Here is a 25304-nt window from a genome sequence, read left to right as displayed (position 1 = left end):
TATTTTATCTAAAAAAGCAGATGCTCTTTTGCAAAGTTTAGTACTTCCGAATAAAAATCTCATCAATATTATGATGAATCGTCTTATGGAGAATCACGTCTGCTCGACCACGTGTCGGTAGGATGTATTCCATCAGATTTTTCAAATTGACATTTTGCCAAACGCCTTCAGCCATAGCTAAGGCTTCTTTGCGGTCACCAATCGCATATTCATAATAGTAATTGGTAGGGTCTTGAAAAGCTGTATCCAACAATGATTCAAAGCGTTCCAAATACCATTTTTCAATTAATGAAGGTTTTGCATCTACAAAAATTGAAAAATCAAAAAAGTCACTAACATAGATTTGTTGGTTAGCTGGCAATTGTAAAGTATTGATCCCTTCAACAATTAAAATGTCTGGTTGGTCAATGATTTCCACTTCGTCTTCAATAATGTCATAGACGTTATGGGAATATTTCGGAATTTCGATATTCTTTTCGCCAGATTTTACTGCATTCAAGAAATCAATTAGTTTTTCCATATCATAGCTTTCAGGAAATCCTTTACGATCCATGATGCCTTTTTTCTCCAGCTCTGCATTAGGGTACAAGAAGCCATCAGTTGTAATCAACTGGACAGAACTATGGGGAAAGAGTCGGTCTAACAAAGTTTGCAGCAAGCGTGCTGTTGTACTTTTTCCGACGGCTACACTACCGGCAATCCCAATAATAAATGGTGGAACTTTTACGTAACGATGTAAAAATAAACCTTTACTTAAAGTCAACGACTCAAAATCTTTCATGTATAGATGAATCAGATGACATAAAGGAATGTACACATCCGCTACATCTTGCATAGAAATCCGGTCATTTAAACTTTTAATACTATCTAGTTCTTCTTGTGTTAAGGGCGTGTCGCCAGAATAAAAATCTTGCCATTTTTCACGGGGAATTTGATAGTAATTACCTTTTCCATTCATTTGCTTCTCCTAACTTCGAATACTGGGCTTATTTTATCATAAAACGCCGAACTTTGCCGACTGATTCAGAAAAAATACTGAGAGAGTCGACGCTTTGATTTTTTTCATTTCATGGTATCATTAAAGTAAATTTCTAGGAGGCGTAACGATGAAAAAGATTGTGTTATTCGGTGACAGTTTGGCAGCAGGCTATTATGAAGGTGCCAGTACCAATATGCTAGACGAAATTACTATTAAAGAATTAACTGGCATGGGCTTTCCTGGCTATCAAATCGTTAATTTAGGTGTTCCAGGAGAAACTTCAGCAGAAGGTTTGAATCGAGTAGATCAAGCAGTGGCAGAAAACCCAGATTTTGTTGCTATCATGTTGGGTTCAAATGATTCATTAAATCAAAGTGCCACGCCTGAAGAATATGCTAAGACGATGAAACAAATTATTGGAAAATTTCCAGCAGAAAAAGTTATTATACTTTCACCAAGTTATGTCGATGAGCAAGTTTGTGCCGATGGCAATAATCAACGACAACAAGAATATGTTGCTGCGCTTAAAGAGGCTGCTGGAGAAATGGGTGTGAATATGATTGATTTATATCATCATATGACCGTTTATCCGGTGCCAACTGAATTTTTAGGTAGTGATGGCTTGCATCCATCAGAAGAAGGTTATGATTTTATCGGTGCCTTAATTGCCCGTGATATAAAAAATAAATTATTAGGATAAAAATTTTATGACAAATCATTATTATTCAGAAAATCCCGAAACAGAGCATCAATTAAAGTATTGGTCATTTCCATTATTAGGAAAAGAATTTCAATTTGTAACGGATAGTGGTGTTTTTTCCCGCGAAACTGTCGATTTTGGTTCACGTTTATTGATTGAATCTTTTGATGCTAACGAATTACCAGCAGGTACTATTTTAGACGTTGGTTGCGGTTATGGTCCAATCGGTTTAGCTTTGGTCTATGATACAAAACTTCCGGTAGAAATGATTGATGTAAATAATCGAGCAATCGAACTAGCAAAACAAAATGCTGAAAAAAATCAACTGACTGCAGATATTCATCAATCCAATATCTATGCCGATTTACACCAAAAAGAATATGCTGCAATTATTAGCAATCCACCAATTCGTGCCGGAAAAAAAGTAGTCCACGAAATTTTAAGCGGGGCCTTTGATTTATTAAAACCGCAAGGCAGCTTGACTATTGTGATTCAAAAAAAACAAGGGGCGCCTAGCGCCAAAAATAAAATGGCTGAAGTATTTGGAAATGTCGAAACAATTGCTAAAGATAAGGGTTATTTTATTTTAAAAAGTATCAAGGAATGAGGGTAGCTTAGCTGCCCTTATTTTTGTGTAAAAAAAGGCTTTCAAATCGTAGATAGCTTTGCTAAACTGATGACGAAAAGCAAAGGAGGTCCCCTATGAAAATCACAATTAAAAAAATTGCTGAATTGGCAGGCGTCTCTGTCACCACTGTTTCGCAAATTTTAAATAATAAAGGTAATCGCTTTAGCGAGAAGACACGCCGGAAAGTTTTGGATATCGTTGAAGAATATGATTACAAACCCGATTTTTTTGCGGCTAATTTAATTAACCGTCATTCTAAGACAATTGGCATGATTGTTCCAGATGTGACTGACTTTTTTTTCTCGAAAGTGATTGAAGGGGTGGAAAGTTATTTAAATCCTTTAGGCTACATGATCATTTTGTGCAATTCCCGTCATGATCGTGAACAAGAAAGATTGTTATTGAACGAATTATCTCATCGTTCGGTGGACGGTATTTTAATTGCAACGCCGCATAAATTGTCACCGGAGCAAGCTTTAGATAGTGAATTTTATCGTAATCATCCAGTGGTTTTAATTGACCGTGGTTTTAATGACCGTGATTGGGGACAACTGTTGGTGGAAGAATATGCCGGAGCACAAGAAGTGGTTCGTATGTTAGTTAAACAAGGACATCGCCATATCGGTATGCTAAAAGAAAATGAAGGCTATTACCAGCTTTCTGAACGGGAAAATGCATATAAGCAAGTTATTTTTGAAAATCAATTACCCTTCAAGAAAAGTTATGTTGCGACAGGTAATTTAACTATTGAAGGTGGTTATCACGCTGCCAGAGAAGTTTTAAAAAATAAAGAAATTACTGCTATTTTTTGCGGCAATGATGAAATGGCGATTGGTGCTTATCAAGCAATTTATGAAGCTGGTTTGAAAATTCCTGAAGATATTTCAGTGGTTGGTTTCGATGGATTAGAAATTAGTGAATATATGGTTCCACCTTTGACAACGGTTTTTCAACCAAGTTTCGAAATTGGTTTTTCAGCTGCAAAGTTTTTAGTAGATGCGATTAATTTCCCTTCACAGCGAATTCCGAATAAAATCTTTCGAACTAAATTAATTATTCGTGAGAGTGTAAAAAAATTAGATGAGGCTTGACAAATCACCTAGCCCTCTATACAATAACGTTGTTAGCGTTTTCCGAAAGCGCTTTGTTCTTTAGTAAACTGTTTTACTAAAGTGGTTTACCTTTTGCGTTTTTGTTGTATAATGTCACTAAGTTTGGAGGATTTATAAAATGAGAATGGTTGACTTGATCGAAAAAAAACGTGACGGACAGACCTTAACCAAAGAAGAAATTGATTTTATTATTTCGGGTTATACCGAGGAATCAATTCCTGATTATCAAATGAGCGCCTTGTTGATGGCAATATTTTATCAAGATATGACTGATGAAGAGATTACTTCATTAACAATGGCAATGGCAAATTCTGGAGAAATTATTGACTTGTCCTCAATTGAAGGAATCAAAGTAGATAAACATTCAACAGGTGGTGTAGGTGACACGACGACTTTAGTTTTAGCGCCACTCGTTGCTAGTGTCGGTGTCCCAGTTGCTAAGATGTCAGGTCGTGGGTTAGGTTTTACCGGAGGAACTTTAGATAAGTTTGAATCGATTCCAGGATTCAAGATTGAATTATCTGAACAAGAATTTATTGATATTGTAAATAAAAGTAAAGTAGCAGTCATTGGTCAGTCTGGAAATCTCGCACCGGCAGACAAAAAATTATATGCATTAAGAGATGTGACTGCGACTGTGGATTCAATTCCACTTATTGCCAGCTCGATCATGAGTAAAAAAATTGCGGCGGGTGCGGATGCAATTGTCTTAGATGTGACAACTGGTGAAGGCGCCTTTATGAAAAATATTGAGGATGCCAAACGCTTAGCCAAAACCATGGTAAGAATTGGTCATCTAGCTGGCCGTCAGACAATGGCGGTAATTTCTGATATGTCAGAGCCTTTGGGTGAAGCGATTGGAAATAGTCTTGAGATTGTTGAAGCAATCGATACTTTGAAAGGTCAAGGTCCAGAAGATTTAACTGAGATGTGCTACGTCTTAGGCAGTCAGATGGTCGTACTGGCCAAGCAAGCAAGCAGCCTAGAAGATGCTAGAAAAATGTTGGAAGAAGCTTTAGCGTCAGGTAAAGCTTTAGAAAAATTCCGTGAAATGGTGATAGATCAAGGTGGAGACGTAACTGTAATCGATCAACCAGAAAAACTATTAACAGCAAAATATGAAATTGCCTTGCCAGCAAAAATGTCTGGCTATGTAGAAGAGTTAGTCGCAAATGAAATTGGGATCGCAGCTATGTTACTGGGTGCTGGTCGTAAAACCAAAGAAGATGCGATTGATCATGCTGTGGGTATTAAGCTTCACAAAAAAATTGGTGACAAAGTTGCAGCAGGAGAAAGCTTGCTGACAATTTATGCAAATGAAGAAAATGTCGAGAACGTGAAAGAATTGCTATATGACAACATTAAAATTAGCGACCAGTTCACTGAGCCAACATTGATTCATGCAATTATTACAGAATAGGGGATCGTTTTTATGGAATTAAATCGCATGATTGACCACACGTTGTTAAAGGCAGATGCAACCAAAGCTGAAGTGTTAAAAATTATCGAAGAAGCAAAGAAATACCGTTTTTATTCTGTTTGTTTAAATCCAACATGGGTTGAACTAGCAGCCAAAGAATTAAAAGGTGAACCAGTGGCTGTATGTACAGTAATCGGCTTTCCTTTAGGTGCCAACACAACTGCAACAAAAGCGTTTGAAGCCAACGATGCCATTGAAAATGGCGCAGATGAAGTTGACATGGTAATCAATATCGGTGCTTTAAAAGATCAAGATTATGATAAAGTTCAAAAAGATATTGAAGCTGTGGTGGCGGTAGCTAAAGATAAAGCTTTAGTAAAAGTTATTATTGAAACTAGTTTGTTAAACCATGAAGAAAAAATCAAAGCAAGTCAATTAGCTAAAGTAGCTGGTGCTGACTTTGTTAAGACTTCAACAGGCTTCTCAACTGGTGGTGCAACAATTGATGATGTAAAATTAATGAGAGCGACTGTTGGCCCTGAGATGGGTGTGAAAGCTTCTGGTGGTATCCATAATGCAGAAGAAGCTTTGGCAATGATCGAAGCTGGTGCAACACGCTTAGGTGCTAGCTCCGGAGTTGCGATCATGAACGGATTATCTGGTTCAGGTTATTAGGAGATAAAAGATGACAGCGAAACAAGAATGGATTGACGTAGCCGTTAAAGCACTGGATAAAGCTTATGTACCTTATTCGCATTTTCCGGTAGGCGCATGTTTAGTAACAAAAGATGGCAAAATATATCAAGGGCTAAATATCGAAAATGCTTCATATGGATTGAGTAATTGTGCTGAAAGAACCGCTTTTTTCAAAGCTGTTTCTGAAGGCGAAAGAGAGTTTTCACATTTAGTAGTAGCAGGACATACACCAGAAGCGATTTCTCCTTGTGGTGCCTGTCGACAAGTGATGGCAGAATTTTGTGCACCAGAGATGCCCGTAACTTTAATCGGTGATCATGGGGTAAAAAAAGAAATGACCGTAGAACAACTTTTACCATACATGTTTACTGAAAAGGATTTATAAATATTGTTCATTCAGTCTTTTGACTGTTGAAAAAACCATAATTTATTTAGGAGGCTTTACAGGAATGAAAAAAGCAAAATTATTTGGTCTAGGCGCTGTGGCACTAGCATCTTTATTGGTACTAGGAGCTTGTGGCGGAGGTAACGACAGTGGAACTGATTCATCAGGTGGCGGTTCAGGCAGTGCAGATGCAGAACACAGTGTGGCAATTGTAACTGATATCGGTGGTGTAGATGACAAATCATTTAACCAAAGCGCGTGGGAAGGTCTGCAAGCTTGGGGTAAAGAACATGACATTAGTCGCGGTACTGGCGGATATGACTATATCCAATCAAATGATGCTTCTCAATATACAACAAATATTGATTCAGCTGTTTCAAACGGCTTCCATACAATCTTTGGTGTAGGTTATCTATTAGCAGATCCAATCACTCAAGCAGCTGATGCTAATCCAAACACAAACTTTGCGATTATCGATTCAGTTATCGAAGACAAAGACAACGTTGTTTCTGTAACATTTAAAGACAACGAAGCAGCTTACTTAGCGGGTGTTGCAGCAGCATATACAACTAAAACTGATAAACTAGGTTTTGTCGGTGGTGAAGAAGGTCAAGTAATCGACCGTTTCCAAGCTGGTTTTGAAAAAGGTGTTGCTGATGCAGCTAAAGAATTAGGTAAAGATATTTCTGTTGATGTACAATACGCAGCATCATTTGGAGATCCTTCAAAAGGTAAAGCTCTAGCTGCTAACATGTACGACAATGGCGCTGACATTATTTATCATGCTTCAGGTGGTACTGGTGCGGGTGTCTTCTCAGAAGCAAAAGCACGTAACGAAAAAGTGCCAGAAGCTGAAAAAGTTTGGGTTATCGGTGTTGATAGCGACCAACAAGATGATGGTAAATACACAGATTCAGAAGGTACAGAAAGCAACTTCACTTTAACTTCAACACTTAAAGGTGTAGGTACTTCAGTACAAGATATTTCTACTCGCGCATTAAACGATAAATTCCCTGGCGGCGAACACTTAAACTATGGTCTAAAAGACGGTGGGGTATCACTTACTGATGGTTTCTTAACTGACGATGTTAAAACTGCAGTTGACGCAGCTGAAAAACGAGTTGCTGATGGTGAAGTAAAAGTACCAGAAACACCAGGAAAATAATTTATGTACTTTTGGAAAAAGAGACAAAAGCTTTACCAGTTTTTGTCTCCTTTCCTTATTCTTTATTTAGTCAAGCAGTAAAGTAATTACTGTTTGACTAAGGGAAGAATCCCTTTAGGTAAATCTGTTTGCTCAGGTCTAAAAAGTGATAGGATGTGAAAAATAGTGACAGAAGAACAGTATGTCATTGAAATGCGCAATATCACCAAGCAATTTGGCACGTTTAAAGCCAATGACAATATCAATCTAAAAGTTCGCAAAGGCGAAATTCATGCACTGTTAGGAGAAAATGGTGCCGGGAAATCAACCTTAATGAACGTATTGTCAGGCTTATTGCAACCAACTTCAGGTGAGATTTTGATGGATGGACAAAAAGTAGATATCTCTAGTCCAACCAAGGCGAACCAGTTAGGAATCGGGATGGTTCACCAACATTTCATGTTAGTAGAAGCTTTTACAGTAACAGAAAATATTATTTTAGGTAGTGAACTGACGCATTTGGGCATTTTAGACAAGAAAAAAGCCCGTCAGGAAATTTTACGTTTATCTGAAGAGTATGGTTTACAAGTAGACCCTGATGCTTATATTCGTGATATTTCAGTTGGTATGCAGCAACGGGTTGAGATTTTGAAAACTTTATATCGGGGAGCCAATGTCTTGATTTTTGATGAACCGACAGCTGTATTAACACCACAAGAAATTGATGAATTAATCGAAATTATGGGTAGCCTAGTAAAAGAAGGCAAATCAATTATCTTGATTACCCATAAGTTGGATGAAATCAAAAAAGTGGCAGATCGCTGTTCTGTTATCCGTCGTGGACAATCAATCGGGACGGTAGATGTGAAAGATGTTTCTTCACAACAATTGGCTGATATGATGGTTGGTCGTTCAGTTTCCTTTAAAACAGATAAAATACCTGCAACACCAGGTGAAGTTATTCTTTCGATTAAGAATTTATCAGTGAAAGAAAGTCGTGGTTTAGAAGCGGTAAAAAACCTAAGCTTAGATGTTCGTCGTGGTGAAGTGGTCGGAATCGCTGGTATCGATGGAAATGGTCAAAGCGAACTGATTCAAGCAATCACCGGATTGAGAAAAGTAGAAAGCGGCACAGTTACTTTAGGTAGCGAAGACATTACTAATAAACGTCCCCGTAAAATCACCGAAACAGGTGTAGGACACGTGCCAGAAGATCGACACAAATACGGATTAATTTTACCATTGCCATTATCTGAAAATCTTACATTGCAATCATATTATCATGCACCATTTAGTAAAATGGGTGTTTTAAATCACGGTGAAATTGACAAATACGCCAAACGTTTAATCGAAGAATACGACGTCCGTACAACAAGTGAAAAAGCGCCTGCCGGTTCATTATCAGGTGGGAATCAGCAAAAAGCGATTATCGCTCGAGAAGTTGACCGTGACCCAGATTTATTAATTGTGGCACAGCCAACTCGTGGATTAGATGTCGGAGCGATTGAATATATTCATAATCGATTAGTCGAACAACGAGATAAAAATAAAGGTGTGCTGTTAGTCAGTTTTGAACTAGATGAAATTTTAAACGTATCTGACCGTATCGCTGTAATTCATGCCGGTGAAATTGTCGGGATTGTTGATCCGAAAGAGACTTCTGAAAACGAACTTGGTTTATTAATGGCTGGTTATAGTTTAGAAGAAGCACGGAAAGAATTAAAGGCGGGTGAGTCAAATGAATGATCGCCAAGAGCGAATTAGAAATATTTTAGTACCAGTTATTTCAGTTATTTTAGGTTTTGCCTTAGGTGCAGTATTGATGTTAATCTTTGGCTTTAATCCGGTAACGGGTTATCAAGCAATGTTTAACTCTGCTTTCCAGAGCAAGATGTCCATTGGGGAAATTCTTGTTGGCGCAGGCCCCTTGATTTTTACAGCGTTAGGCTTCTCAGTAGCGAATTCAGCGGGATTCTTTAACGTCGGGCTATCAGGTCAAGCATTGTGTGGCTGGGTTGCTAGTATCTGGGTCGCTTTAAGCATGCCAGATACCTCAAAAGCTATTGTATTACCATTAGCAATTATTGCTGGTGCTTTAGCGGGTGCGCTAGCTGCAGCAATTCCTGGTGTTTTACGTGCTTTCTTTGGCACAAGTGAAGTTATCGTTACCATCATGATGAACTATGTGATTTTATATGTAGCCAATCACATTGTTAATAACGTCATGAATCCTGATATTATTTCTAATAAAGGGGTAACCAAAATTATCGGTGCCAACGGCTCGCTTCGAGCACAGTGGTTAACAAATATTTTTGGTGGTTCACGGGTAAATACAGGTTTCATTTTAGCTTTAGTATTCTTAGTATTGGTTTGGTTCTTGATGAAACGAACAACTTTAGGTTTTGAAATTCGTTCCGTTGGTTTGAACCCATTTGCTTCTGAATATGCTGGTATGAGTAGCAAACGGACAATCGTTATTTCGATGGTTATCTCTGGTACTTTAGCTGGTTTAGGTGGCGTGGTTCAAGGGTTAGGAACCTTCATGAATTACTTTGTCCAAGGTTCTTCAATTAGTATTGGTTTTGACGGGATGGCCGTATCGCTATTGGGTAACGGTAGCTCAATCGGAATCTTGTTATCGGCTTTACTATTCAGTGTCTTAAAACTGGGTGGTCAAGGAATGCAGTTCGCTGGTGTACCAAGTGAATTAGCAAATAGTGTTATTCCAATTATTATCTTCTTCGTTGCAATTAAATATATCGTTCAAGTAGGTTTAGCTAGAGTTTCTGGCGGTAAAAAAGAAGAAGCCGTTGTTAAGGAAATTCTAAATGAGGACGAGACCGCGAAAGAACATGAGAATAAAGAAGGGGGCGAATTATAATGAATTTACAAATGCTTAGTTCATTAATTACGCAAACATTGGTTTATTCTGCACCGTTAATTTTAACAGCCCTCGGTGGTGTTTTCTCTGAACGGAGTGGGATCGTTAACGTTGGTCTAGAGGGAATTATGGTTTTTGGTGCCTTTAGTTCGATTGTCTTTAACTTAAGTTTTGCTGGTCAGTTTGGAGCCTGGACGCCTTGGCTAGGAGTATTAGTCGGTGGTCTGGCAGGGATGCTATTCTCGCTACTACATGCAGTGGCAACTGTCTCATTCCGAGCAGATCACATTATTAGTGGGACAGTGATGAATCTATTGGCACCACCTTTAACAATATTCTTTATTAAAGTACTTTATAATAAAGGACAAACTGATACAATTTCACATCAATTTGGATATACAAATATTCCTGTGTTAAGTAAGATTCCAGTAATCGGAGATTTATTCTTTGCTTCAACTAGTTTACCGGCTTACTTTGCAATTGCTATTTCTGTTTTAGCTTGGTTTGTCATCTTCAAGACACGTTTTGGTTTACGCTTACGTTCAGTTGGTGAAAATCCACAAGCAGCAGATACTTTAGGGATGAATGTTTACGCCTTACGTTATTCAGGTGTGTTAATTTCTGGTTTCTTAGGTGGTATGGGTGGTGCTGTTTTCGCTCAATCAATCGCTGGACGTTTTGCCGCAACAACGATTGCCGGCCAAGGATTTATCTCGCTAGCTGCGATGATCTTTGGTAAATGGAATCCGTTAGGTGCGATGGGAGCCGCTGTTTTCTTCGGCTTTGCCCAAAACTTGAGTATTGCTGGATCAAATTTACCAGTGATTTCGCAAATTCCAGATGTGTATTTACAATCAGCCCCTTATGTTTTGACGATTATCGTTTTAGTATTATTCTTAGGTAAAGCCGCTGCACCAAAAGCAGACGGTGTGAACTATATCAAATCAAAATAAGTTTTGTTTTTAAGGGTGGGACTAAGGGACAGCGTTGCTTAGTGTCGCCCTTTTTGTAAATAAAAATGAGAAAGAAGGAAGAATATGTTTAAGCGTATGCACTTAGTAGTTATGGATTCTGTTGGAATTGGTGAAGCACCAGATGCTGATAAATTTAATGATGTTGGTAGCGATACTTTAGGTCATATTGCCAAAGAAGCGGGGCTAAACATTCCTCATTTAGAACAACTTGGATTAGGTTCAATCCGACCATTAGATGGTGTAAAAAATATTACTGATCACGACGGTTATGCGACTAAATTAGAAGAAGTTTCGGTTGGTAAAGACACGATGACTGGTCATTGGGAAATTGCTGGTTTAAATATTCAAACACCATTTCGTGTATTTCCTGAAGGTTTTCCGCAAGAATTATTAGATAAAATTTCTGAGTTTTCCGGTCGAGGAATTATTATGGGTGCCAACAAACCCTATAGTGGAACAGAAGTAATTGCTGACTATGGTGAAGAACAAATGAAAACTGGGGATTTAATTATTTATACTTCTGCTGACCCAGTGTTGCAAATAGCTGCTCATGAAGAAATTATTCCGTTAGAAGAACTGTATCGAATTTGCCAATATACTAGAGATATCACTAAAGATGACCCTTATATGATTGGTCGGATTATTGCCCGTCCTTACTTAGGTGAACCTGGTAATTTTACTCGGACAAGTAATCGTCATGATTATGCTTTAGATCCATTTGGTAAAACTGTTTTAGATTCATTGAAAGACAATGGTAAGGATGTAATTGCTGTAGGGAAAATTAATGATATCTTCAATGGTCAAGGAATCACGGATTCTGTCCGTACGAAAAGTAACATGGACGGAGTAGATCAATTATTGAAGGTCATGAAGGAAGATTTTACAGGCTTAAGTTTTACTAACTTAGTAGATTTTGATGCTTTATATGGTCATCGTCGGGATGTTGTCGGCTATGCACATGCGATTGAAGATTTTGATTTAAGAATTCCAGAAATTTTGGATGCACTAGAAGAGGATGATTTATTATTAATTACAGCTGACCATGGGAATGATCCAACTTTCCCTGGAACAGATCATACTCGTGAATATGTACCATTGTTAGTTTACAGCAAAAAAATGCAAGAAAAGGGACAATTGCCACAAGGTTATTATTCTGATATTGCAGCAACAATTGCTGAAAATTTTGATGTGCCGGCAACTGAAAATGGCGAAAGCTTCTTAAAACTATTAAAATAAAAAAGGAGACTGACTTACATGACAAGTTTACAAGAAAAACTGCAGCAAACAGCCAGTTACATCCAAGAAAAAGGCGTTAATGAAATTGAATTTGGTTTAATTTTAGGTTCTGGCTTAGGGGAATTAGCTGATGAAATTGAAGATGCGGTGAAGATTGCCTATAGCGATATTCCTTACTTCCCAATTTCAACAGTTGAAGGACATGCAGGGCAGTTGGTTTATGGAACCTTAGCAGGCAGAAAAGTTTTAGCGATGCAAGGACGCTTCCATTTTTATGAAGGTTATCCAATGGAGAGTGTGACTTATCCTGTGCGAGTGATGGCAGCTTTAGGAATTCACTCATTAATCGTAACCAATGCAGCTGGCGGGGTAAATAAAAACTTTGAGCCAGGAAATTTAATGTTGATTAATGATCATATTAATTTCACCGGAACAAATCCTTTAATTGGTCCCAACGATAATGAAATGGGTCCTCGTTTCCCTGATATGAGCCATGCTTACACAATAGAATACCAAGACGTAGCTAGAGCAGCTGCCAAAAAAGTGGGCTTAAATTTACGTGAAGGGGTTTATATGGGCTTTAGTGGGCCAACTTATGAAACACCAGCTGAAATTCATATGGCTCGCACGATGGGTGCTGATGCTGTGGGTATGTCTACCGTGGCTGAAGTGATTGTTGCAGTTCACAGTGGTTTGAAAGTTTTGGGGGTTTCTTGTATTACGAACTTGGCTGCAGGAATGCAAGCTAATTTAAATCATGCAGAAGTTGTCGAAACAACTGAAAGAGTAAAAGAAGATTTCAAATTCTTAGTGAAAGAAACATTGCAGGAACTTTAAAAAATCATGTAGCTAAATCATGATTAAAAATAGTTTTAGGAGGAATAAGATGAGCGTTCATATTGAGGCGAAAGCTGGAGAAGTAGCTGATAAAATTTTATTGCCGGGAGATCCATTACGAGCAAAATTTATTGCAGAGAACTTTTTAGAAGATGCAAAAATTTATAATAATGTGCGAGGGATGTTAGGTTATACCGGTACCTATAAAGGTGAACGAGTTTCTGTTCAAGGAACAGGTATGGGGATGCCTTCTGCGGGAATTTATGCACAGGAATTGATTGAATCTTATGGCGTGAAAAAATTAATTCGCGTAGGTACTTGTGGTGCTTTATCAAAAGATGTTCATGTGCGAGACCTGATCATTGCTGAAGGCGCGGTAACGAGTTCATCAATGGTAGCTAAGCATTTTCCAGGTTTCCATTTTACCCCGATTGCTGATTTTGATTTGATGGTAAGAGCTTATAATATTGCTAAAGAGCAAGGTTTTACAACTCATGTGGGAAATGTTTTATCAGAAGATACTTTCTACAAAGATGATTTGAAACCAACTTTTGATTTAGCGAATTACGGCATTAAAGGTGTGGAAATGGAAGCAGCGATTTTATATTACTTAGCTGCTAAGTTTGATGTACAAGCTTTAGCCATCATGACGGTTAGTGATCATATGCTGACCGGTGAAGAAACTACTTCAGAAGAACGCCAAAATACCTTTAAAGACATGATGCATGTTGGTTTAGAAACATTGATTGGTGAATAAAAAAAACTATACTAAGAGTAGTAGGGGACAAACCTATTATTCTTAGTATTTTTTTGTCCGCTAAAAAAATGTCCAGTGCATTGGACATTTATAAGTGAAACGCTTTCTTGAAAGTGCTTTATTATAAAGACATCGAAGGAGTAATAGTTATGAGTAAAAAAGGAAATCGCGAAAAGCAGCTATTATTGTATCTTTCTAACAAGTCAGATTTTGTGACGGGGGAAGAGATTGCCCAACATTTTGATATTTCACCTAAAACGGTCTATCGCTTAGTCAAAAAAATTAATGATGAAGTCACTGATGACATCATGATTTTTTCTGAGAAAGGTCGCGGATTTAAACTAAACTATGAAAAATATTTAGGCAATCCAGTGGCAAAAAGTGAAAAGCAAATAGACTTCACGCCGAAACAACGGAGAGAACGCGTGCTAGAAGCTTTGTTATTAGCGGCACCGCATCCGAAAAAAATTTATGAGTTATTCGATGAGTATTATGTCGGTGATTCAGTGGTGGCCAGTGATGAACAGATTTTGACGAATGAGTTGGCGCAGTATGATTTAGTTTTGGAGCGAAAAAATCGGCAGTTGGCGATCGTCGGAGAAGAGAAAAATATCCGCAAAGCGATTGGCGATGTGATTCAAAACATGAACATTGTTGATATTGAAGAATTGCGCAACAATCAAAGTTTAAACTTCAATAGTTATGATGTTTTGTATATCTTGGATCAACTGCGCAAGATGAAATTGCAAATTCCTTATCCTTATAACGTGAATATTTTTTCTCACTTGTATATTTTAGTCAGTCGTTCTCGTAAATCTTCGCAAATTGTTAAACGAGAAGTGACGGCTGAAGAAGAACAAGAGATGACAAAAGATCCTGAGTTAAAGAAAATTGCTGAAACGGTGATTGATAACATTAGCAAATATATCAATGAGCCGTTACCGGAAAATGAAATTTATCATCTCTATCAATACTTGGTTTCTTCGAGAATTGAAGGGAATAATAAGAAAAAGAATCATTTTTCTGACAAAGTGAACGACGTGACTTATTTCTATTTGGAAGAGATGACCAAACGTTTAGGAATTGCGATGGTGAATGAAACATTTTTCAATGATTTTGCTAATCACATAAAACCGATGTTGAATCGTTTAGAAAATCAAATCCGTGTGAAAAATGGCTTATTAGACCAAATTAAAAGTGTCTACGACAATATTTTTCAGCAAGTCACAGAAGTCTCAGTGTTAGCGAGTCAAAAATTTCAACTGGCAACCATCAATGATGATGAAAATGGTTTTATCACGTTGTACTTTGCTCGAGTGTTAGAAACTGATCGGCGACCGATTCCAACTTTGATTATGTGTACTACTGGGATTGGAACTTCGGAATTATTACGAGTCAAAATTGCTAAGAAGTTTCCTGAGTTGGAAATTGTCGATGTTTTGGCCACGAGAGATTACGATCAAACTTCGCAAAATTATGCCGGCGTGGAATTGATTTTATCCACGATTGATTTGAATCAGCAAGTGCCCATCAATAATTTATTAGTTAGTGCGATGTTTTCAAAGGAAGATGAAGAACGGCTGAAAAATAAAATTGAGGAGATTTATCATGAGCGAAAATAAATTATATCAAGTAGCAATGGTTGATACGTTTAGCAATGTTCAAGAAATCTATCAGTTTTTAAGTCAGAAAGCTGCGACTACTGCGCCTGAAAAAGTCAGTCAACAGTTAAAAGAGCGGGTGGATTTAGGCAGTATTATGGTGGCGGAAAAAGTTGCTTTGCCCCATATTGAAAGTCCTGATATTTTAACGAGCCAAGTTTTATTAGTGAAGTTGCAGCAAACTTTTGACTGGGAGAAACAAGGAGACGTAGCATTTGTGATTGCCATCTTGCTAAAAGAAAATGAAGCGGTGGAAATCAAAAAAAGAATTGCTTTATTTATTCGAAAATTAGCTGATGATGAATTTGTCGAAAATTTGTTGGCAGCCAATCATATCAAACAAATAACTGAAATAGTTGGAGAAATTTAGGAGGAATCATTTATGAAAATCGTCGGAGTAGCAGCATGTACCGTGGGAATTGCCCATACATATATCGCACAAGAAAAATTAGAAAACGCTGGTAAAAAAGCCGGCTATGATATTCAAGTAGAAACACAAGGAACCATCGGTGTGGAAAACGAATTGTCAGATGAACAAATTAAAGAAGCAGACGTCGTGATTTTAGCAGTGGATGTAAAAATTTCTGGTCGCGAACGTTTTGAAGGCAAACGCATCATCCAAGTACCAACTGAAGTAGCAGTAAAATCACCAAATAAATTAATTGAGAAAGCCGCTGAAGTTGTTGCGGGATAATTATTAGGAGGAGAACAAAATGGAAATGACCGAAATTTTAAACAAAAATTTGATGAAAACTAATATGAATGCAAAATCTAAAGATGAAGTTTTACATGAATTAGCAGAATTATTGTTGGCCAATGGCAACATTACCGACATCGAAGGTTTTATCAAAGATATTTACGCGCGAGAAGCAGAAGGCCAAACAGGAATCGGAAATTATGTCGCAATTCCTCATGGAAAAAGTGCTTTTGTAAAAGACGTTGGTGTTGCAATCGGTATTAACAACGAAGAAATTCCATGGGAAACTTTAGATGGCAAAGGCGTTAAAGGAATTATTTTATTTGCTGTTGGAGATGACGTTGAAGCCGCTAAAGATCACTTAAAATTATTAGCAATGTTTGCCCGCAAATTAGGTAATGATGAAGTCGTAGCAAACTTATTACAAGCCAAAGATCAAAACGCAATCGTTACGGCCTTTGTCTAAAAATTGGAGGAATCATTGATGAAAATTGTCGGAGTAGCAGCATGTACAGTGGGAATTGCCCATACTTATATTGCGCAAGAAAAATTAGAAAATGCCGGAAAAAAAGCCGGTTATGAGATTCAAGTGGAAACGCAAGGAACAATTGGTGTGGAAAATGAATTATCACCAGAACAAATCAATGAAGCAGACGTGGTTATTTTAGCGGTAGATGTAAAAATTTCTGGTCGGGAACGTTTCGAGGGCAAACGCATTATCCAAGTTCCAACAGAAATTGCCGTGAAATCACCTAACAAACTTATTGAAAAGGCGGCCGAAGTGGTGGCACAAGCATAATATACTCTAGGGGGAAACAAAAATGGAACTTATCAAACGGTTAAATTTAAAAGGACACTTGCTGACGGCGATCTCTTATTTAATCCCGATTGTCTGTGGCGCAGGTTTTCTAATTGCCATTGGGATGGCTTTTGGCGGAAGTAACCAATCAGCTTTAGTACAAGGAGAATTTTCAATCTGGGATGCTTTAGCAACGATGGGAGCAGCTGGTTTAGGATTATTACCAGTCGTGATTGCTACCGGAATTTCTTATTCGATTGCAGCGAAACCAGGGATTGCACCAGGTTTTATCATCGGTTTGACAGCAAACGCAATCAGCGCTGGATTTATCGGCGGTATCATTGGTGGTTACATGGCGGGTTGGTTAGTATTGGCCGTCTTAAAATATGTAAAATTACCAAACTGGGCAAAAGGTTTGATGCCAACTTTAGTAGTACCATTTTTAACATCAATTGTCGGCGGATTAATCATGGTATACATTATCGGGATTCCAATTGCCGCATTTACTAATTTATTAACGGACTTATTAAATGGTTTAGGTTCTTCGTCATTATTAATTTTTGGTGCAGTTGTCGGGATTTTAAGTGGTGTCGATTACGGTGGACCAATCAACAAAACAGTTTTCGCTTTTGTATTAACGATGCAAGCAGAAGGGTTGAATGGACCAATTACTGCATTACAACTAGTCAATACTGCCACACCAATCGGTTTCGGTTTAGCTTATTTTATTGCGAAATTATTTAGAAAAAATATTTATTCTTCAGTGGAAGTTGAAACTTTAAAATCTGCCGTACCGATGGGTGTAATCAATATTGTCGAAGGTGTTATTCCTTTAGTAATGAATGATATTGTTCGTAGTGTTGTCGCAACTGCAATCGGTGGTGCAGCAGGTGGTGCCGTATCAATGGTCTTAGGTGCCGATGCAACAGTTCCATTTGGTGGTGTCTTGATGATTCCAACCATGTCGCGTCCAATGGCTGGCGTGATGGCGCTCTTAGTAAATATTGTAGTGACCGCTGTAGCATTAGCGGTGATTAAGAAAAATGTACCGTTAGAAGAATTAGATACAGCGGTAGAAGTGGAAGAAGATGAAATTAGTTTAGACGATATTCAAATTTTCTAAAAAAATGAAGCGAGGTTAAGTATGAACAAAGTAGAATTTTCACCATCATTAATGACGATGGACTTAGATAAATTTAAAGAACAAATTACTTTTCTAAATGATAAGGTAGATTCTTATCACATTGATATTATGGACGGTCATTATGTGCCAAATATTACTTTATCACCGTGGTTTATTGATGAAGTACGCAAAATCAGTAGTTTACCAATGTCAGCACACTTGATGGTGACAAATCCAAGTTTTTGGGTAGATCAATTAGTTGCTCAAAAATGTGAATGGATTTGTATGCATGCTGAAGTTTTAGATGGCATGGCATTTCGTTTAATCGATCAAATTCATGATGCAGGTTTAAAAGCAGGAATTGTTTTAAATCCAGAAACACCGATTGAAACAATTTTTCCATATATCGAATTGTTGGATAAAATTACCATTATGACAATTGATCCAGGTTTTGCTGGACAACGCTTTATCGAAAGTACCTTAGATAAAATTGTTGCTTTACGGGAATTACGAGAAGAAAAAGGTTACAAATATGTTATCGAAATGGACGGTTCATCAAATCGGAAATCATTCAAACGAATTGATGCAGCCGGACCAGACATCTATATTGTTGGTCGCAGCGGTTTATTTGGACTAGATGATAAGATTGAAAAATCTTGGGAAATCATGAAAAAAGATTACGAAGATATGACTGGGAAAGCACTAATATAACCTTTAGATTGGATTGAAAGTTAAATAACTTTTGATCCAGTCTTTTTTTACTTTTAGGGGATAAAAAAGTTTATAATGAAAGCAGGAGAGTGATAGTTGTGCGTTTAGGGGAGTTGTTACAAATATATCGGACAAAAGCTGGCTTGACCCAAGTTGAATTGGCGCAGCAGCTTTTTGTGACGCCACAAGCTATTTCGAAATGGGAAAAAAATTTAGCTGTGCCTTCGATTGATAATTTAATCGCGTTAAGTGAAGTGTTTAACCTTTCGATTGATGAGCTTTTACGGGGGAGTCCCTTTTTTAAAAAGCCTTATGTCGTGGGGAAAAAATTTACTATGAAACGATTGCGAAATTTTTTGCTTTTAGATGTATTAGTCACGGGTTTTTTGATTGGTTTCCGAATCGATTTATGGTTAGCGGGTGTGATCTACTTTATCATAATTTCTGGTATGATTCTTCCGTTTTTGATTCGAGATTATTGGGTGATTGATCAAAAGGAAATTTATCAAGTAGGTTATTCAAGCGTTCCTTTTTGGGGAATGTTTCAATTAATAATGCGTAAAGCTAAAGTAACAAGAATCATCTATACTGAGATGGCCGAAGCTAAGATACGTTATACTAAAAAAGCTCGTTTTTCCGTTGTAGATGTGAGTGCGGATCCGATGTATTTAGACGTTACAAAAAAAGATGGCAAGTTTGTTTCGTTTGATTTGTTGAATCAGCCTCGAGATTATCTACCTCAATTTGTGATGTTTTTAGAGCATCGAGGCGTGAAGGTCAAGGACGATGACGAGATTGTTGAGTTATTGTTAAAAGATGTTTCTCTCTATGAAGAATTCCATAAAGCTGATTAAATCGCCAATCAACTGTCAGTTGATTGGTTTTTTTATCTTATAGGCTTATTATTTAATTGAATAAAGGAGGGGGAAAAGATGTTAGGAGATTTGATTTTAAAAAGACAAGCAGTTTTACATCTCTCAACTGAGGAATTGGCGAGTGATTTACATGTGGAAGTAGCATTTGTTGAAAAATGGATAAAAAATCAAGCTATTCCAACCAAGGTTGAACTGGAAAAATTATGCACTACACTAGATGTATCTTGTGATGAACTAATTGACCAATTAAAATTACCTTATACAGTGGGTCATTTTTTTAGCGGGGTTTCTTTGTTATTTTTTCTTTTAATTGCTGGATTTATTTCAGCTAGTTTTATGCAATTTGATTTTACGCATTTGTGGTTTATCTGGTTAGTATTGATGTTGTTGCTTTCTATTTTTGGCTTGGCGGCCTTGATTCGAAACTATTGGGTGATAGAAGCAAAACAAATAGTGGTTCACGAATTTTCTTACACGCCTTTAGTTGTTCAATATCAAAGATTGACTAATACAGAGAAGAAAATAATTATTCCTTATGAAGAAATTGATACTGCCTGTTTGTCTTACACCAAAAGACCCCGTTTTTCAGCATTTGATATTTGGTTTTCCGACCCGATTGATTTAGTTATTACGACAAAAAATAATCAAACCTATAGTTTAAGTATCTTAAGTAAACCACGGGACTTTTTACCACAGTTGTTAGTTTTACTAAGCTCTTATGGTGTGAAATTAGAAGACCCACAAAATCTTCTATATTTAATGTTTAGTGGTGCTTCACTCTACGAAGAAATTCACAAAGAAAAATAGCAGATCTGGTTTATTTTAAGATCTGCCGCAAAATAAAGGAAAAACCAAACCAGCCAACAACACTAATGATAATAATGAACCACCAACCGGACAAATCATGCTCAAAGGGCAAGGGTACATTCATGCCAAAAAAACCAGTAACGATGGTGGGAATGGTCAATAATAAAGACAAGACAGTTAAGATTTTCATAGTGTCATTTAAATTATTATTCAAAATATTGTTATAGGTTCCAGAGATACCGTGTAAAATTTCTGAGGCCAATTCAGTCATTTCAACTAGTTGTTTAGCTTCGATTAAAGTGTCTTCTAGTTGTTCTCTTTCGATGGCATTAATCGAATGGTAAATAGGATTGGTTTTGATTTGTTCTAGCAGAACCGTATTCTGTTTAGCAGCTGAAATTAAATAAACAATCCCGGTTTCTAAATCGGATAAAGCTAGCAAATTATTTTTGCTAGTTTTTTCTTTTAAGCGATTGCTAATCAATTGGCGATCAGCATTCATTTCTTCTACCATTGGAAAATACAAATCAGAAATAATAAATAAAATCGTAAAAAGAAATTTATACAAAGACAAATCTGGATGTTTCATCAATAAATTTTTGATAGTTTCGACCAAATAACCATTTTCTTGGTTGGAAATAGTGATTAGATTTTGTCCTCGAACTAAAAAAGTTAGCGGAACCGTCTCATAGTGATTATAAATTTTTTTCAATTTCGGTACATTGTAGATCAAGATAAACATTTGTAGCTGATCGTCATATTCTACCCGTGCACGTTCATTTTTATCGAGGGCATAATTTAAGACCTCTTCGTCAATGCCGTATTCTTGATAAACTTTTGAATCCTCACCAAATGTATCAGAATCTAAATTAATCCAGTTAAAATTTTGTGCTTTTGCGGTTGTCATTTTTTTTGTCATTTTCTCACCTCATCAAATCCTGTCCCAGTATAGCAGGAGTTTGTAATCTGCGCTAAGATTTGTCCTAATCGATATTCTTAGTTACAATTTAAAAGAAGACGAAGAGGTGAAATATAATATGAAAATTGCTGTACGCAGACGAATGGTGGGAAATATTCCTTTACTAGAAGTAGTACCAGAAGAGTATGTTCACACACCGCTGCCATTAGTGATTTATTATCATGGCTGGCAAACGGCAAAAGAATTGGTTCTGACTCAAGGACGAAAACTTGCTAAACAAAAAATGCGAGTGCTTTTACCTGATGCTCCTAATCATGGTGAACGCAGACAAGCAGTTTCTAAGATTCCATCGCTGACCTTTTTTGATAGTATTCAAGGTAATTTGTTTGAGTTTGGTTACATAGTGGATTATTTTAAAAAATTAGATTTAGTTACAGCACAGATTGGCGTTGGTGGTGTTTCGATGGGTGGGATGACTACTTGCATGTTATTAACTCAACATCCGGAGATAAATGTCGCAGCTTGCGTAATGGGCTCGCCAGCACCTTTGACATATCGTGCACGGATTGAAGAACATGCCAGTCAATTGGGTTTTTATTTACCAAAGGATTATCGAAAATTATTGGCTTGGATTGAAGAGTATGATTTGTCACAACAACCAGAAAGCTTAGCTGGTCGTCCGTTACTATTTTGGCATGGTCGAGAAGATGAAAAAATTCCTTATGAGGATGTAGCAACATTTGTATCGGGAAATCCACAAGAAAATGTGATTTTTGAAAGTGCCGATGAGCGGCATATGGTTAAAGGACAAACGATGGACCAAATTACAGATTTTTTCCACGAAAATCTATTTGGTTAATTTGTTGAAAATTTTGGATGTATGATACAATTTTAAAGAAATCAATGAATCCAGTTTTTCAATTTGAAGAGGAGGCAACAACCATGGAAAATTTTAATTTTCATGTAACAACTGATATCCGTTTTGGAAAAGATCGCTTAGACGAACTGCCAACAGTATTAAACGAATTTGGGAAAAGAGTTCTGATTGTTTATGGCGGCGGTAGTATTAAGAAAAATGGTTTGTACGATAAAGTGGCTAACGAACTAAAAGAAAACGGCAATACAGTGTTTGAATTAGCGGGTGTTGAACCTAACCCACGGGTGACAACGGTTGAAAAAGGAGCAGAAATTTGTCGTCAAGAAAAGGTTGATGTGATTTTAGCGATTGGCGGCGGTTCTGTTATTGATGCTGCTAAAGTAATTGCGGCAGCAGCTTTCTATCAAGGCAGTGCTTGGGATTTAGTGTTGGAAAGAAAAGGTTTTGCAGGTCCAGCACTTCCTTTAGTGACGATTTTGACTTTGGCGGCGACAGGTTCGGAAATGAATACTAATGCTGTAATTACTAACTGGAAAACCAAGGAAAAGTTAGGAACAGCCGGTCCATCGATGTTGCCGAAAGCTTCTTTCTTAGATCCACAAAATACCTTTACCGTAAATCAATATCAAACCGCAGCAGGTTCGGCTGATATTATGAGTCATTTAATTGAAAATTATTTTAATAAAACTGAGGGAACCGATGTGCAAGATTTTGTAGCTGAAGGAATTATGCGTGCAGTGATAAAAAATTGTCCAATCGCTTTGAAATATCCAGATGATTATGATGCGCGAGCAAATCTTATGTGGGCAAGTTCGTTAGCATTAAACGGCCTGACTGGTAATGGAAAACAAGGGTCTTGGTCGTGTCATGCAATTGAACATGAATTAAGTGCCTTTTATGATATTACGCATGGGATCGGCTTAGCAATTATTACCCCTCGTTGGATGGAATATGTCTTAAATGAGCAAACAGCTGGCAAATTGGCTCAGTTTGCCCGTAATGTTTTCGGTGTTGAAGAAAGCGTTGATCGGATGGCTGCAAGAATGGGTATTCAAAAGTTATATGATTATTTTAAGGCATGTAAAATTCCGATGACATTACCAGAAGTTGGTATTGATGATGAGAAATTTAGTTTGATGGCCAAACAAGCTGTAGCTCATAGTAGCATTGATAAAAATGGTTATGTACCATTAGATGAAGCTGCTGTGGAAGAAATTTTACGCCAATCTTTAGTAGAAAGAAACTTCGAATAAGCAAATAAATTTTAACAGATCTCAAATTGGGGTCTGTTTTTTTGTTATCTTTATTTTATTGTCTGAATATTGATTATTTTTAACGAGAATGTTGTGGTAAAATAGGAAAATATTAAATATTTTTTAAGGGGAGTTTATAAATGGAAGAGTTGCAAAAACATTTAAAAAAGGTAAAAACTTGGAATATGGTTTTATTGGTAATCGAATTAATTGTAACAATTATTAGTTTGATAGGTTTACCAACAGTAATAAATCCTAATCGTGATATGTATTACAGTTTAGGTAGTGCTGGAGAAATATTGTATAAATACCTCCAAAGTCCCATGACAAAAGTGATTACGATTGTTAGTGTAATAATATCAATTGTGATTGTCATTTTATTTGTGAGAGCAAACAAAACATTGAAAGAAGGCAATGCACCAGCTAAATGGCCATATTATTTAAAGATCGGCTGGAGCATAATCAATACTGTAATCACTTATTTAACACAACCAAATGTGAATATTACTGGCGCTCAGACTTCAATTGCTTCAGTGCTTCCTAGTCTTATTTTTCAAATTATTTTATTAGTCCCAGCAGTCATTGTAATCATCCAATTGTTTAAAATTGAACCAGAGGAGTAAAACATGAAAAAAATTAAACGACCATCATTAAAAAAACCATTAACGAAAAAACAAAAAATTCGTTACAGTATCATCGGGGGAGTGGTTTTATTAGTCTTGTTGATTGGGGCTGTAATCTTCTCTCAGACCCGCAGTCAAACCACAGAAGACACTTATGATACTGTGGAGCTGAAAAAAGCAGATGATCTGACCTTTAAAGGTGTGGTGGAAGCAACCACTACTCAAGATTATTATATGGACCAAAGTTTAGGAAAAATTACTACGATTAATGTAACTGATGGACAAGAAATTGCAGAAAATACGGTTTTATTAACTTATGAAAATCAAGAATATCAAAACCAAGCAGAACAACAAAGCGAAACAATTGCTAAGTTGACCCAAGCAGTTACCAGTGCCCAAGAAAGTCTAGCTGCAGCTCAAACGCGACAAGCCCGTGCACAACAACAAGTAAACGAAGCCACTAATAATTATAATGTGACGAGTGACCCTACTCAAAAAGAAATGTACAAGCAAGAAAGAGATCAATATCAAGCAGCATTGGAAACAGCGCAAGATGGTGTTTTACAAGCTCGTCAAGCATTGGATCTAGCTAATGTTGATCTTAATTCTGCTAACCAAAGTGTCGCTCAAGCACAACAAAAAGTGACACAAACGGTGACTAGTAATTCAGCTGGTAAGGTCTACGTCAATGAAAAAGGAAAAAATGATGCTACGACACCAGTTGTTCAAGTGATCAGCGATGAAGTTTCAATCGAAGGAACGGCAACAGAATATGATTATTCACGTTTGCAACAAGATCAGAGTGTGATCATTCGTCCGAATGTAACCGATAAAGAAATTGCCGGGACAATCACTCGAGTTGGGCAGTTACCTGAACAGGCACCAGCTACTACAACACAAGCAAGTTCTGGTAGTAGTGTTTCAAATTATAGCTTTACCGTAAAACCAGCTGAAAATCTTCAGTATGGCTACAATGTACAAATTTCTTTACCAGTCGATGAGATTCGTCTGCCGAGAAAAGCTGTAGTAAATGCTGACGACGAACAATACGTTTATTTAGTTAAAGATGGTAAAGCGAAACGAACAAAAGTCGAAACAGAAGATAGAGATGGCTATTTAATCGTAGTCAGCGGTTTGAAAGAAAATGACCGTATTGTGTCAAATCCCGATAGTGAGATTTCTGATGGTCAAACATTGGCGGTGAACTAAA

At 37.2% G+C, this 25304-nt stretch carries 28 protein-coding genes; 26 read left to right on the top strand and 2 right to left on the bottom strand.

The features are described from left to right. Positions 1 to 37: 37 nt before the first annotated feature. Positions 38 to 958 carry a type I pantothenate kinase gene (gene coaA, locus KUA55_RS14180; RefSeq protein ID WP_218327044.1) on the bottom strand — a complete coding sequence of 307 codons (921 nt, stop codon included), beginning with the start codon at positions 956 to 958 and terminating at the stop codon, positions 38 to 40. Positions 959 to 1106: 148 nt separating this feature from the next. On the opposite strand from coaA, the gene KUA55_RS14175 reads away from it, so the two are divergent. The 22 genes from KUA55_RS14175 (at position 1107) to KUA55_RS14070 (ending at position 20422) form a co-directional block, all read left to right on the top strand. Next, complete coding sequence (locus KUA55_RS14175; RefSeq protein ID WP_218327043.1) at positions 1107 to 1679, top strand: SGNH/GDSL hydrolase family protein; 573 nt, start codon at positions 1107 to 1109, stop codon at positions 1677 to 1679. Positions 1680 to 1686: 7 nt separating this feature from the next. Beyond that, entirely contained in the window at positions 1687 to 2286 is a 600-nt protein-coding gene (locus KUA55_RS14170) for a class I SAM-dependent methyltransferase (RefSeq protein WP_218327042.1), read from the top strand. Between the two features lie 95 nt (positions 2287 to 2381). Beyond that, a complete protein-coding gene (locus tag KUA55_RS14165) occupies positions 2382 to 3398 on the top strand; it encodes a LacI family DNA-binding transcriptional regulator (protein ID WP_218327041.1) in 1017 nt (338 codons plus the stop codon). A gap of 139 nt (positions 3399 to 3537) precedes the next feature. Then, positions 3538 to 4839: a pyrimidine-nucleoside phosphorylase gene (locus tag KUA55_RS14160; RefSeq protein ID WP_218327040.1), complete on the top strand. Its 1302-nt coding sequence runs from the start codon at positions 3538 to 3540 to the stop codon at positions 4837 to 4839. A gap of 12 nt (positions 4840 to 4851) precedes the next feature. Continuing rightward, a complete protein-coding gene (gene deoC / locus KUA55_RS14155; protein ID WP_218327039.1) occupies positions 4852 to 5514 on the top strand; it encodes a deoxyribose-phosphate aldolase in 663 nt (220 codons plus the stop codon). A gap of 10 nt (positions 5515 to 5524) precedes the next feature. Continuing rightward, positions 5525 to 5920, top strand: a complete 396-nt coding sequence (locus KUA55_RS14150) for a cytidine deaminase (protein WP_218327038.1) — start codon at positions 5525 to 5527, stop codon at positions 5918 to 5920. Positions 5921 to 5984: 64 nt separating this feature from the next. After that, the gene (locus tag KUA55_RS14145; protein ID WP_218327037.1) at positions 5985 to 7085 is read left to right on the top strand and encodes a BMP family lipoprotein; all 1101 of its coding nucleotides are present in this window, start codon (positions 5985 to 5987) and stop codon (positions 7083 to 7085) included. A gap of 192 nt (positions 7086 to 7277) precedes the next feature. After that, complete coding sequence (locus KUA55_RS14140) at positions 7278 to 8810, top strand: ABC transporter ATP-binding protein (protein ID WP_246601554.1); 1533 nt, start codon at positions 7278 to 7280, stop codon at positions 8808 to 8810. Continuing rightward, entirely contained in the window at positions 8803 to 9945 is a 1143-nt protein-coding gene (locus KUA55_RS14135) for an ABC transporter permease (protein WP_218327035.1), read from the top strand. Before KUA55_RS14140 ends, KUA55_RS14135 begins: the two co-directional genes overlap by 8 nt. Continuing rightward, complete coding sequence (locus KUA55_RS14130; RefSeq protein ID WP_218327034.1) at positions 9945 to 10898, top strand: ABC transporter permease; 954 nt, start codon at positions 9945 to 9947, stop codon at positions 10896 to 10898. Before KUA55_RS14135 ends, KUA55_RS14130 begins: the two co-directional genes overlap by 1 nt. A gap of 84 nt (positions 10899 to 10982) precedes the next feature. Continuing rightward, positions 10983 to 12155 carry a phosphopentomutase gene (gene deoB, locus KUA55_RS14125; protein ID WP_218327033.1) on the top strand — a complete coding sequence of 391 codons (1173 nt, stop codon included), beginning with the start codon at positions 10983 to 10985 and terminating at the stop codon, positions 12153 to 12155. Between the two features lie 18 nt (positions 12156 to 12173). Beyond that, the gene (locus KUA55_RS14120; RefSeq protein WP_218327032.1) at positions 12174 to 12992 is read left to right on the top strand and encodes a purine-nucleoside phosphorylase; all 819 of its coding nucleotides are present in this window, start codon (positions 12174 to 12176) and stop codon (positions 12990 to 12992) included. A 49-nt stretch (positions 12993 to 13041) separates the two neighbouring features. Further along, the gene (gene deoD / locus KUA55_RS14115; RefSeq protein WP_218327031.1) at positions 13042 to 13749 is read left to right on the top strand and encodes a purine-nucleoside phosphorylase; all 708 of its coding nucleotides are present in this window, start codon (positions 13042 to 13044) and stop codon (positions 13747 to 13749) included. Between the two features lie 149 nt (positions 13750 to 13898). Continuing rightward, entirely contained in the window at positions 13899 to 15371 is a 1473-nt protein-coding gene (locus KUA55_RS14110) for a BglG family transcription antiterminator (protein WP_218327030.1), read from the top strand. Continuing rightward, a complete protein-coding gene (locus KUA55_RS14105) occupies positions 15358 to 15780 on the top strand; it encodes a PTS sugar transporter subunit IIA (protein WP_218327029.1) in 423 nt (140 codons plus the stop codon). Before KUA55_RS14110 ends, KUA55_RS14105 begins: the two co-directional genes overlap by 14 nt. 12 nt (positions 15781 to 15792) lie before the next feature. Further along, positions 15793 to 16104: a PTS fructose transporter subunit IIB gene (locus tag KUA55_RS14100; protein WP_218327028.1), complete on the top strand. Its 312-nt coding sequence runs from the start codon at positions 15793 to 15795 to the stop codon at positions 16102 to 16104. Positions 16105 to 16123: 19 nt separating this feature from the next. Beyond that, entirely contained in the window at positions 16124 to 16573 is a 450-nt protein-coding gene (locus tag KUA55_RS14095) for a fructose PTS transporter subunit IIA (protein WP_218327027.1), read from the top strand. An 18-nt stretch (positions 16574 to 16591) separates the two neighbouring features. Next, on the top strand, positions 16592 to 16906 hold the full coding sequence (locus KUA55_RS14090) for a PTS fructose transporter subunit IIB (RefSeq protein WP_218327026.1): 315 nt from the start codon (positions 16592 to 16594) through the stop codon (positions 16904 to 16906). A gap of 22 nt (positions 16907 to 16928) precedes the next feature. After that, the gene (locus KUA55_RS14085) at positions 16929 to 18029 is read left to right on the top strand and encodes a PTS fructose transporter subunit IIC (protein ID WP_218327025.1); all 1101 of its coding nucleotides are present in this window, start codon (positions 16929 to 16931) and stop codon (positions 18027 to 18029) included. Between the two features lie 21 nt (positions 18030 to 18050). Next, on the top strand, positions 18051 to 18740 hold the full coding sequence (alsE, locus tag KUA55_RS14080; RefSeq protein ID WP_218327024.1) for a D-allulose 6-phosphate 3-epimerase: 690 nt from the start codon (positions 18051 to 18053) through the stop codon (positions 18738 to 18740). Positions 18741 to 18838: 98 nt separating this feature from the next. Beyond that, positions 18839 to 19594 carry a helix-turn-helix domain-containing protein gene (locus KUA55_RS14075; protein WP_218327023.1) on the top strand — a complete coding sequence of 252 codons (756 nt, stop codon included), beginning with the start codon at positions 18839 to 18841 and terminating at the stop codon, positions 19592 to 19594. Between the two features lie 78 nt (positions 19595 to 19672). Then, positions 19673 to 20422, top strand: coding sequence for a helix-turn-helix domain-containing protein (locus KUA55_RS14070; protein WP_218327022.1), 750 nt, complete (start codon positions 19673 to 19675; stop codon positions 20420 to 20422). Positions 20423 to 20432: 10 nt separating this feature from the next. On the opposite strand, the gene KUA55_RS14065 is transcribed toward KUA55_RS14070, so the two are convergent. Beyond that, positions 20433 to 21341: a magnesium transporter CorA family protein gene (locus KUA55_RS14065; protein WP_246601541.1), complete on the bottom strand. Its 909-nt coding sequence runs from the start codon at positions 21339 to 21341 to the stop codon at positions 20433 to 20435. Positions 21342 to 21459: 118 nt separating this feature from the next. On the opposite strand from KUA55_RS14065, the gene KUA55_RS14060 reads away from it, so the two are divergent. The 4 genes from KUA55_RS14060 to KUA55_RS14045 all read left to right on the top strand — a co-directional run bounded on the left by KUA55_RS14060 (position 21460) and on the right by KUA55_RS14045 (position 25303). Beyond that, a complete protein-coding gene (locus KUA55_RS14060) occupies positions 21460 to 22200 on the top strand; it encodes an alpha/beta fold hydrolase (protein ID WP_218327021.1) in 741 nt (246 codons plus the stop codon). An 83-nt stretch (positions 22201 to 22283) separates the two neighbouring features. Continuing rightward, a complete protein-coding gene (locus KUA55_RS14055; protein ID WP_218327020.1) occupies positions 22284 to 23471 on the top strand; it encodes an iron-containing alcohol dehydrogenase in 1188 nt (395 codons plus the stop codon). 140 nt (positions 23472 to 23611) lie between these two features. Beyond that, a complete protein-coding gene (locus KUA55_RS14050; RefSeq protein ID WP_218327019.1) occupies positions 23612 to 24094 on the top strand; it encodes a hypothetical protein in 483 nt (160 codons plus the stop codon). Positions 24095 to 24097: 3 nt separating this feature from the next. Further along, on the top strand, positions 24098 to 25303 hold the full coding sequence (locus tag KUA55_RS14045) for an efflux RND transporter periplasmic adaptor subunit (RefSeq protein ID WP_218327018.1): 1206 nt from the start codon (positions 24098 to 24100) through the stop codon (positions 25301 to 25303). Position 25304 lies beyond the last annotated feature (1 nt).

Source organism: Enterococcus alishanensis, from assembly GCF_019218635.1.
Lineage (GTDB): Bacteria > Bacillota > Bacilli > Lactobacillales > Enterococcaceae > Enterococcus_A > Enterococcus_A alishanensis.
Note: the sequence above shows the minus strand (reverse complement) of the source record. Positions and strands in the feature narration are given on the sequence as shown.

Coding starts and splice junctions, on each gene's coding strand:
- KUA55_RS14110 (WP_218327030.1), top strand. CDS start 13,899: ATGAGTAAAAAAGGAAATCGCGAAAAGCAGCTATTATTGTATCTTTCT.
- deoD (WP_218327031.1), top strand. CDS start 13,042: ATGAGCGTTCATATTGAGGCGAAAGCTGGAGAAGTAGCTGATAAAATT.
- KUA55_RS14065 (WP_246601541.1), bottom strand. CDS start 21,341: ATGACAAAAAAAATGACAACCGCAAAAGCACAAAATTTTAACTGGATT.
- alsE (WP_218327024.1), top strand. CDS start 18,051: ATGAACAAAGTAGAATTTTCACCATCATTAATGACGATGGACTTAGAT.
- KUA55_RS14150 (WP_218327038.1), top strand. CDS start 5,525: ATGACAGCGAAACAAGAATGGATTGACGTAGCCGTTAAAGCACTGGAT.
- KUA55_RS14055 (WP_218327020.1), top strand. CDS start 22,284: ATGGAAAATTTTAATTTTCATGTAACAACTGATATCCGTTTTGGAAAA.
- KUA55_RS14085 (WP_218327025.1), top strand. CDS start 16,929: ATGGAACTTATCAAACGGTTAAATTTAAAAGGACACTTGCTGACGGCG.
- KUA55_RS14130 (WP_218327034.1), top strand. CDS start 9,945: ATGAATTTACAAATGCTTAGTTCATTAATTACGCAAACATTGGTTTAT.
- KUA55_RS14105 (WP_218327029.1), top strand. CDS start 15,358: ATGAGCGAAAATAAATTATATCAAGTAGCAATGGTTGATACGTTTAGC.
- KUA55_RS14165 (WP_218327041.1), top strand. CDS start 2,382: ATGAAAATCACAATTAAAAAAATTGCTGAATTGGCAGGCGTCTCTGTC.
- KUA55_RS14060 (WP_218327021.1), top strand. CDS start 21,460: ATGAAAATTGCTGTACGCAGACGAATGGTGGGAAATATTCCTTTACTA.
- KUA55_RS14090 (WP_218327026.1), top strand. CDS start 16,592: ATGAAAATTGTCGGAGTAGCAGCATGTACAGTGGGAATTGCCCATACT.
- deoB (WP_218327033.1), top strand. CDS start 10,983: ATGTTTAAGCGTATGCACTTAGTAGTTATGGATTCTGTTGGAATTGGT.
- KUA55_RS14070 (WP_218327022.1), top strand. CDS start 19,673: ATGTTAGGAGATTTGATTTTAAAAAGACAAGCAGTTTTACATCTCTCA.
- deoC (WP_218327039.1), top strand. CDS start 4,852: ATGGAATTAAATCGCATGATTGACCACACGTTGTTAAAGGCAGATGCA.
- KUA55_RS14095 (WP_218327027.1), top strand. CDS start 16,124: ATGGAAATGACCGAAATTTTAAACAAAAATTTGATGAAAACTAATATG.
- KUA55_RS14100 (WP_218327028.1), top strand. CDS start 15,793: ATGAAAATCGTCGGAGTAGCAGCATGTACCGTGGGAATTGCCCATACA.
- coaA (WP_218327044.1), bottom strand. CDS start 958: ATGAATGGAAAAGGTAATTACTATCAAATTCCCCGTGAAAAATGGCAA.
- KUA55_RS14160 (WP_218327040.1), top strand. CDS start 3,538: ATGAGAATGGTTGACTTGATCGAAAAAAAACGTGACGGACAGACCTTA.
- KUA55_RS14120 (WP_218327032.1), top strand. CDS start 12,174: ATGACAAGTTTACAAGAAAAACTGCAGCAAACAGCCAGTTACATCCAA.
- KUA55_RS14175 (WP_218327043.1), top strand. CDS start 1,107: ATGAAAAAGATTGTGTTATTCGGTGACAGTTTGGCAGCAGGCTATTAT.
- KUA55_RS14140 (WP_246601554.1), top strand. CDS start 7,278: ATGCGCAATATCACCAAGCAATTTGGCACGTTTAAAGCCAATGACAAT.
- KUA55_RS14135 (WP_218327035.1), top strand. CDS start 8,803: ATGAATGATCGCCAAGAGCGAATTAGAAATATTTTAGTACCAGTTATT.
- KUA55_RS14170 (WP_218327042.1), top strand. CDS start 1,687: ATGACAAATCATTATTATTCAGAAAATCCCGAAACAGAGCATCAATTA.
- KUA55_RS14050 (WP_218327019.1), top strand. CDS start 23,612: ATGGAAGAGTTGCAAAAACATTTAAAAAAGGTAAAAACTTGGAATATG.
- KUA55_RS14045 (WP_218327018.1), top strand. CDS start 24,098: ATGAAAAAAATTAAACGACCATCATTAAAAAAACCATTAACGAAAAAA.
- KUA55_RS14145 (WP_218327037.1), top strand. CDS start 5,985: ATGAAAAAAGCAAAATTATTTGGTCTAGGCGCTGTGGCACTAGCATCT.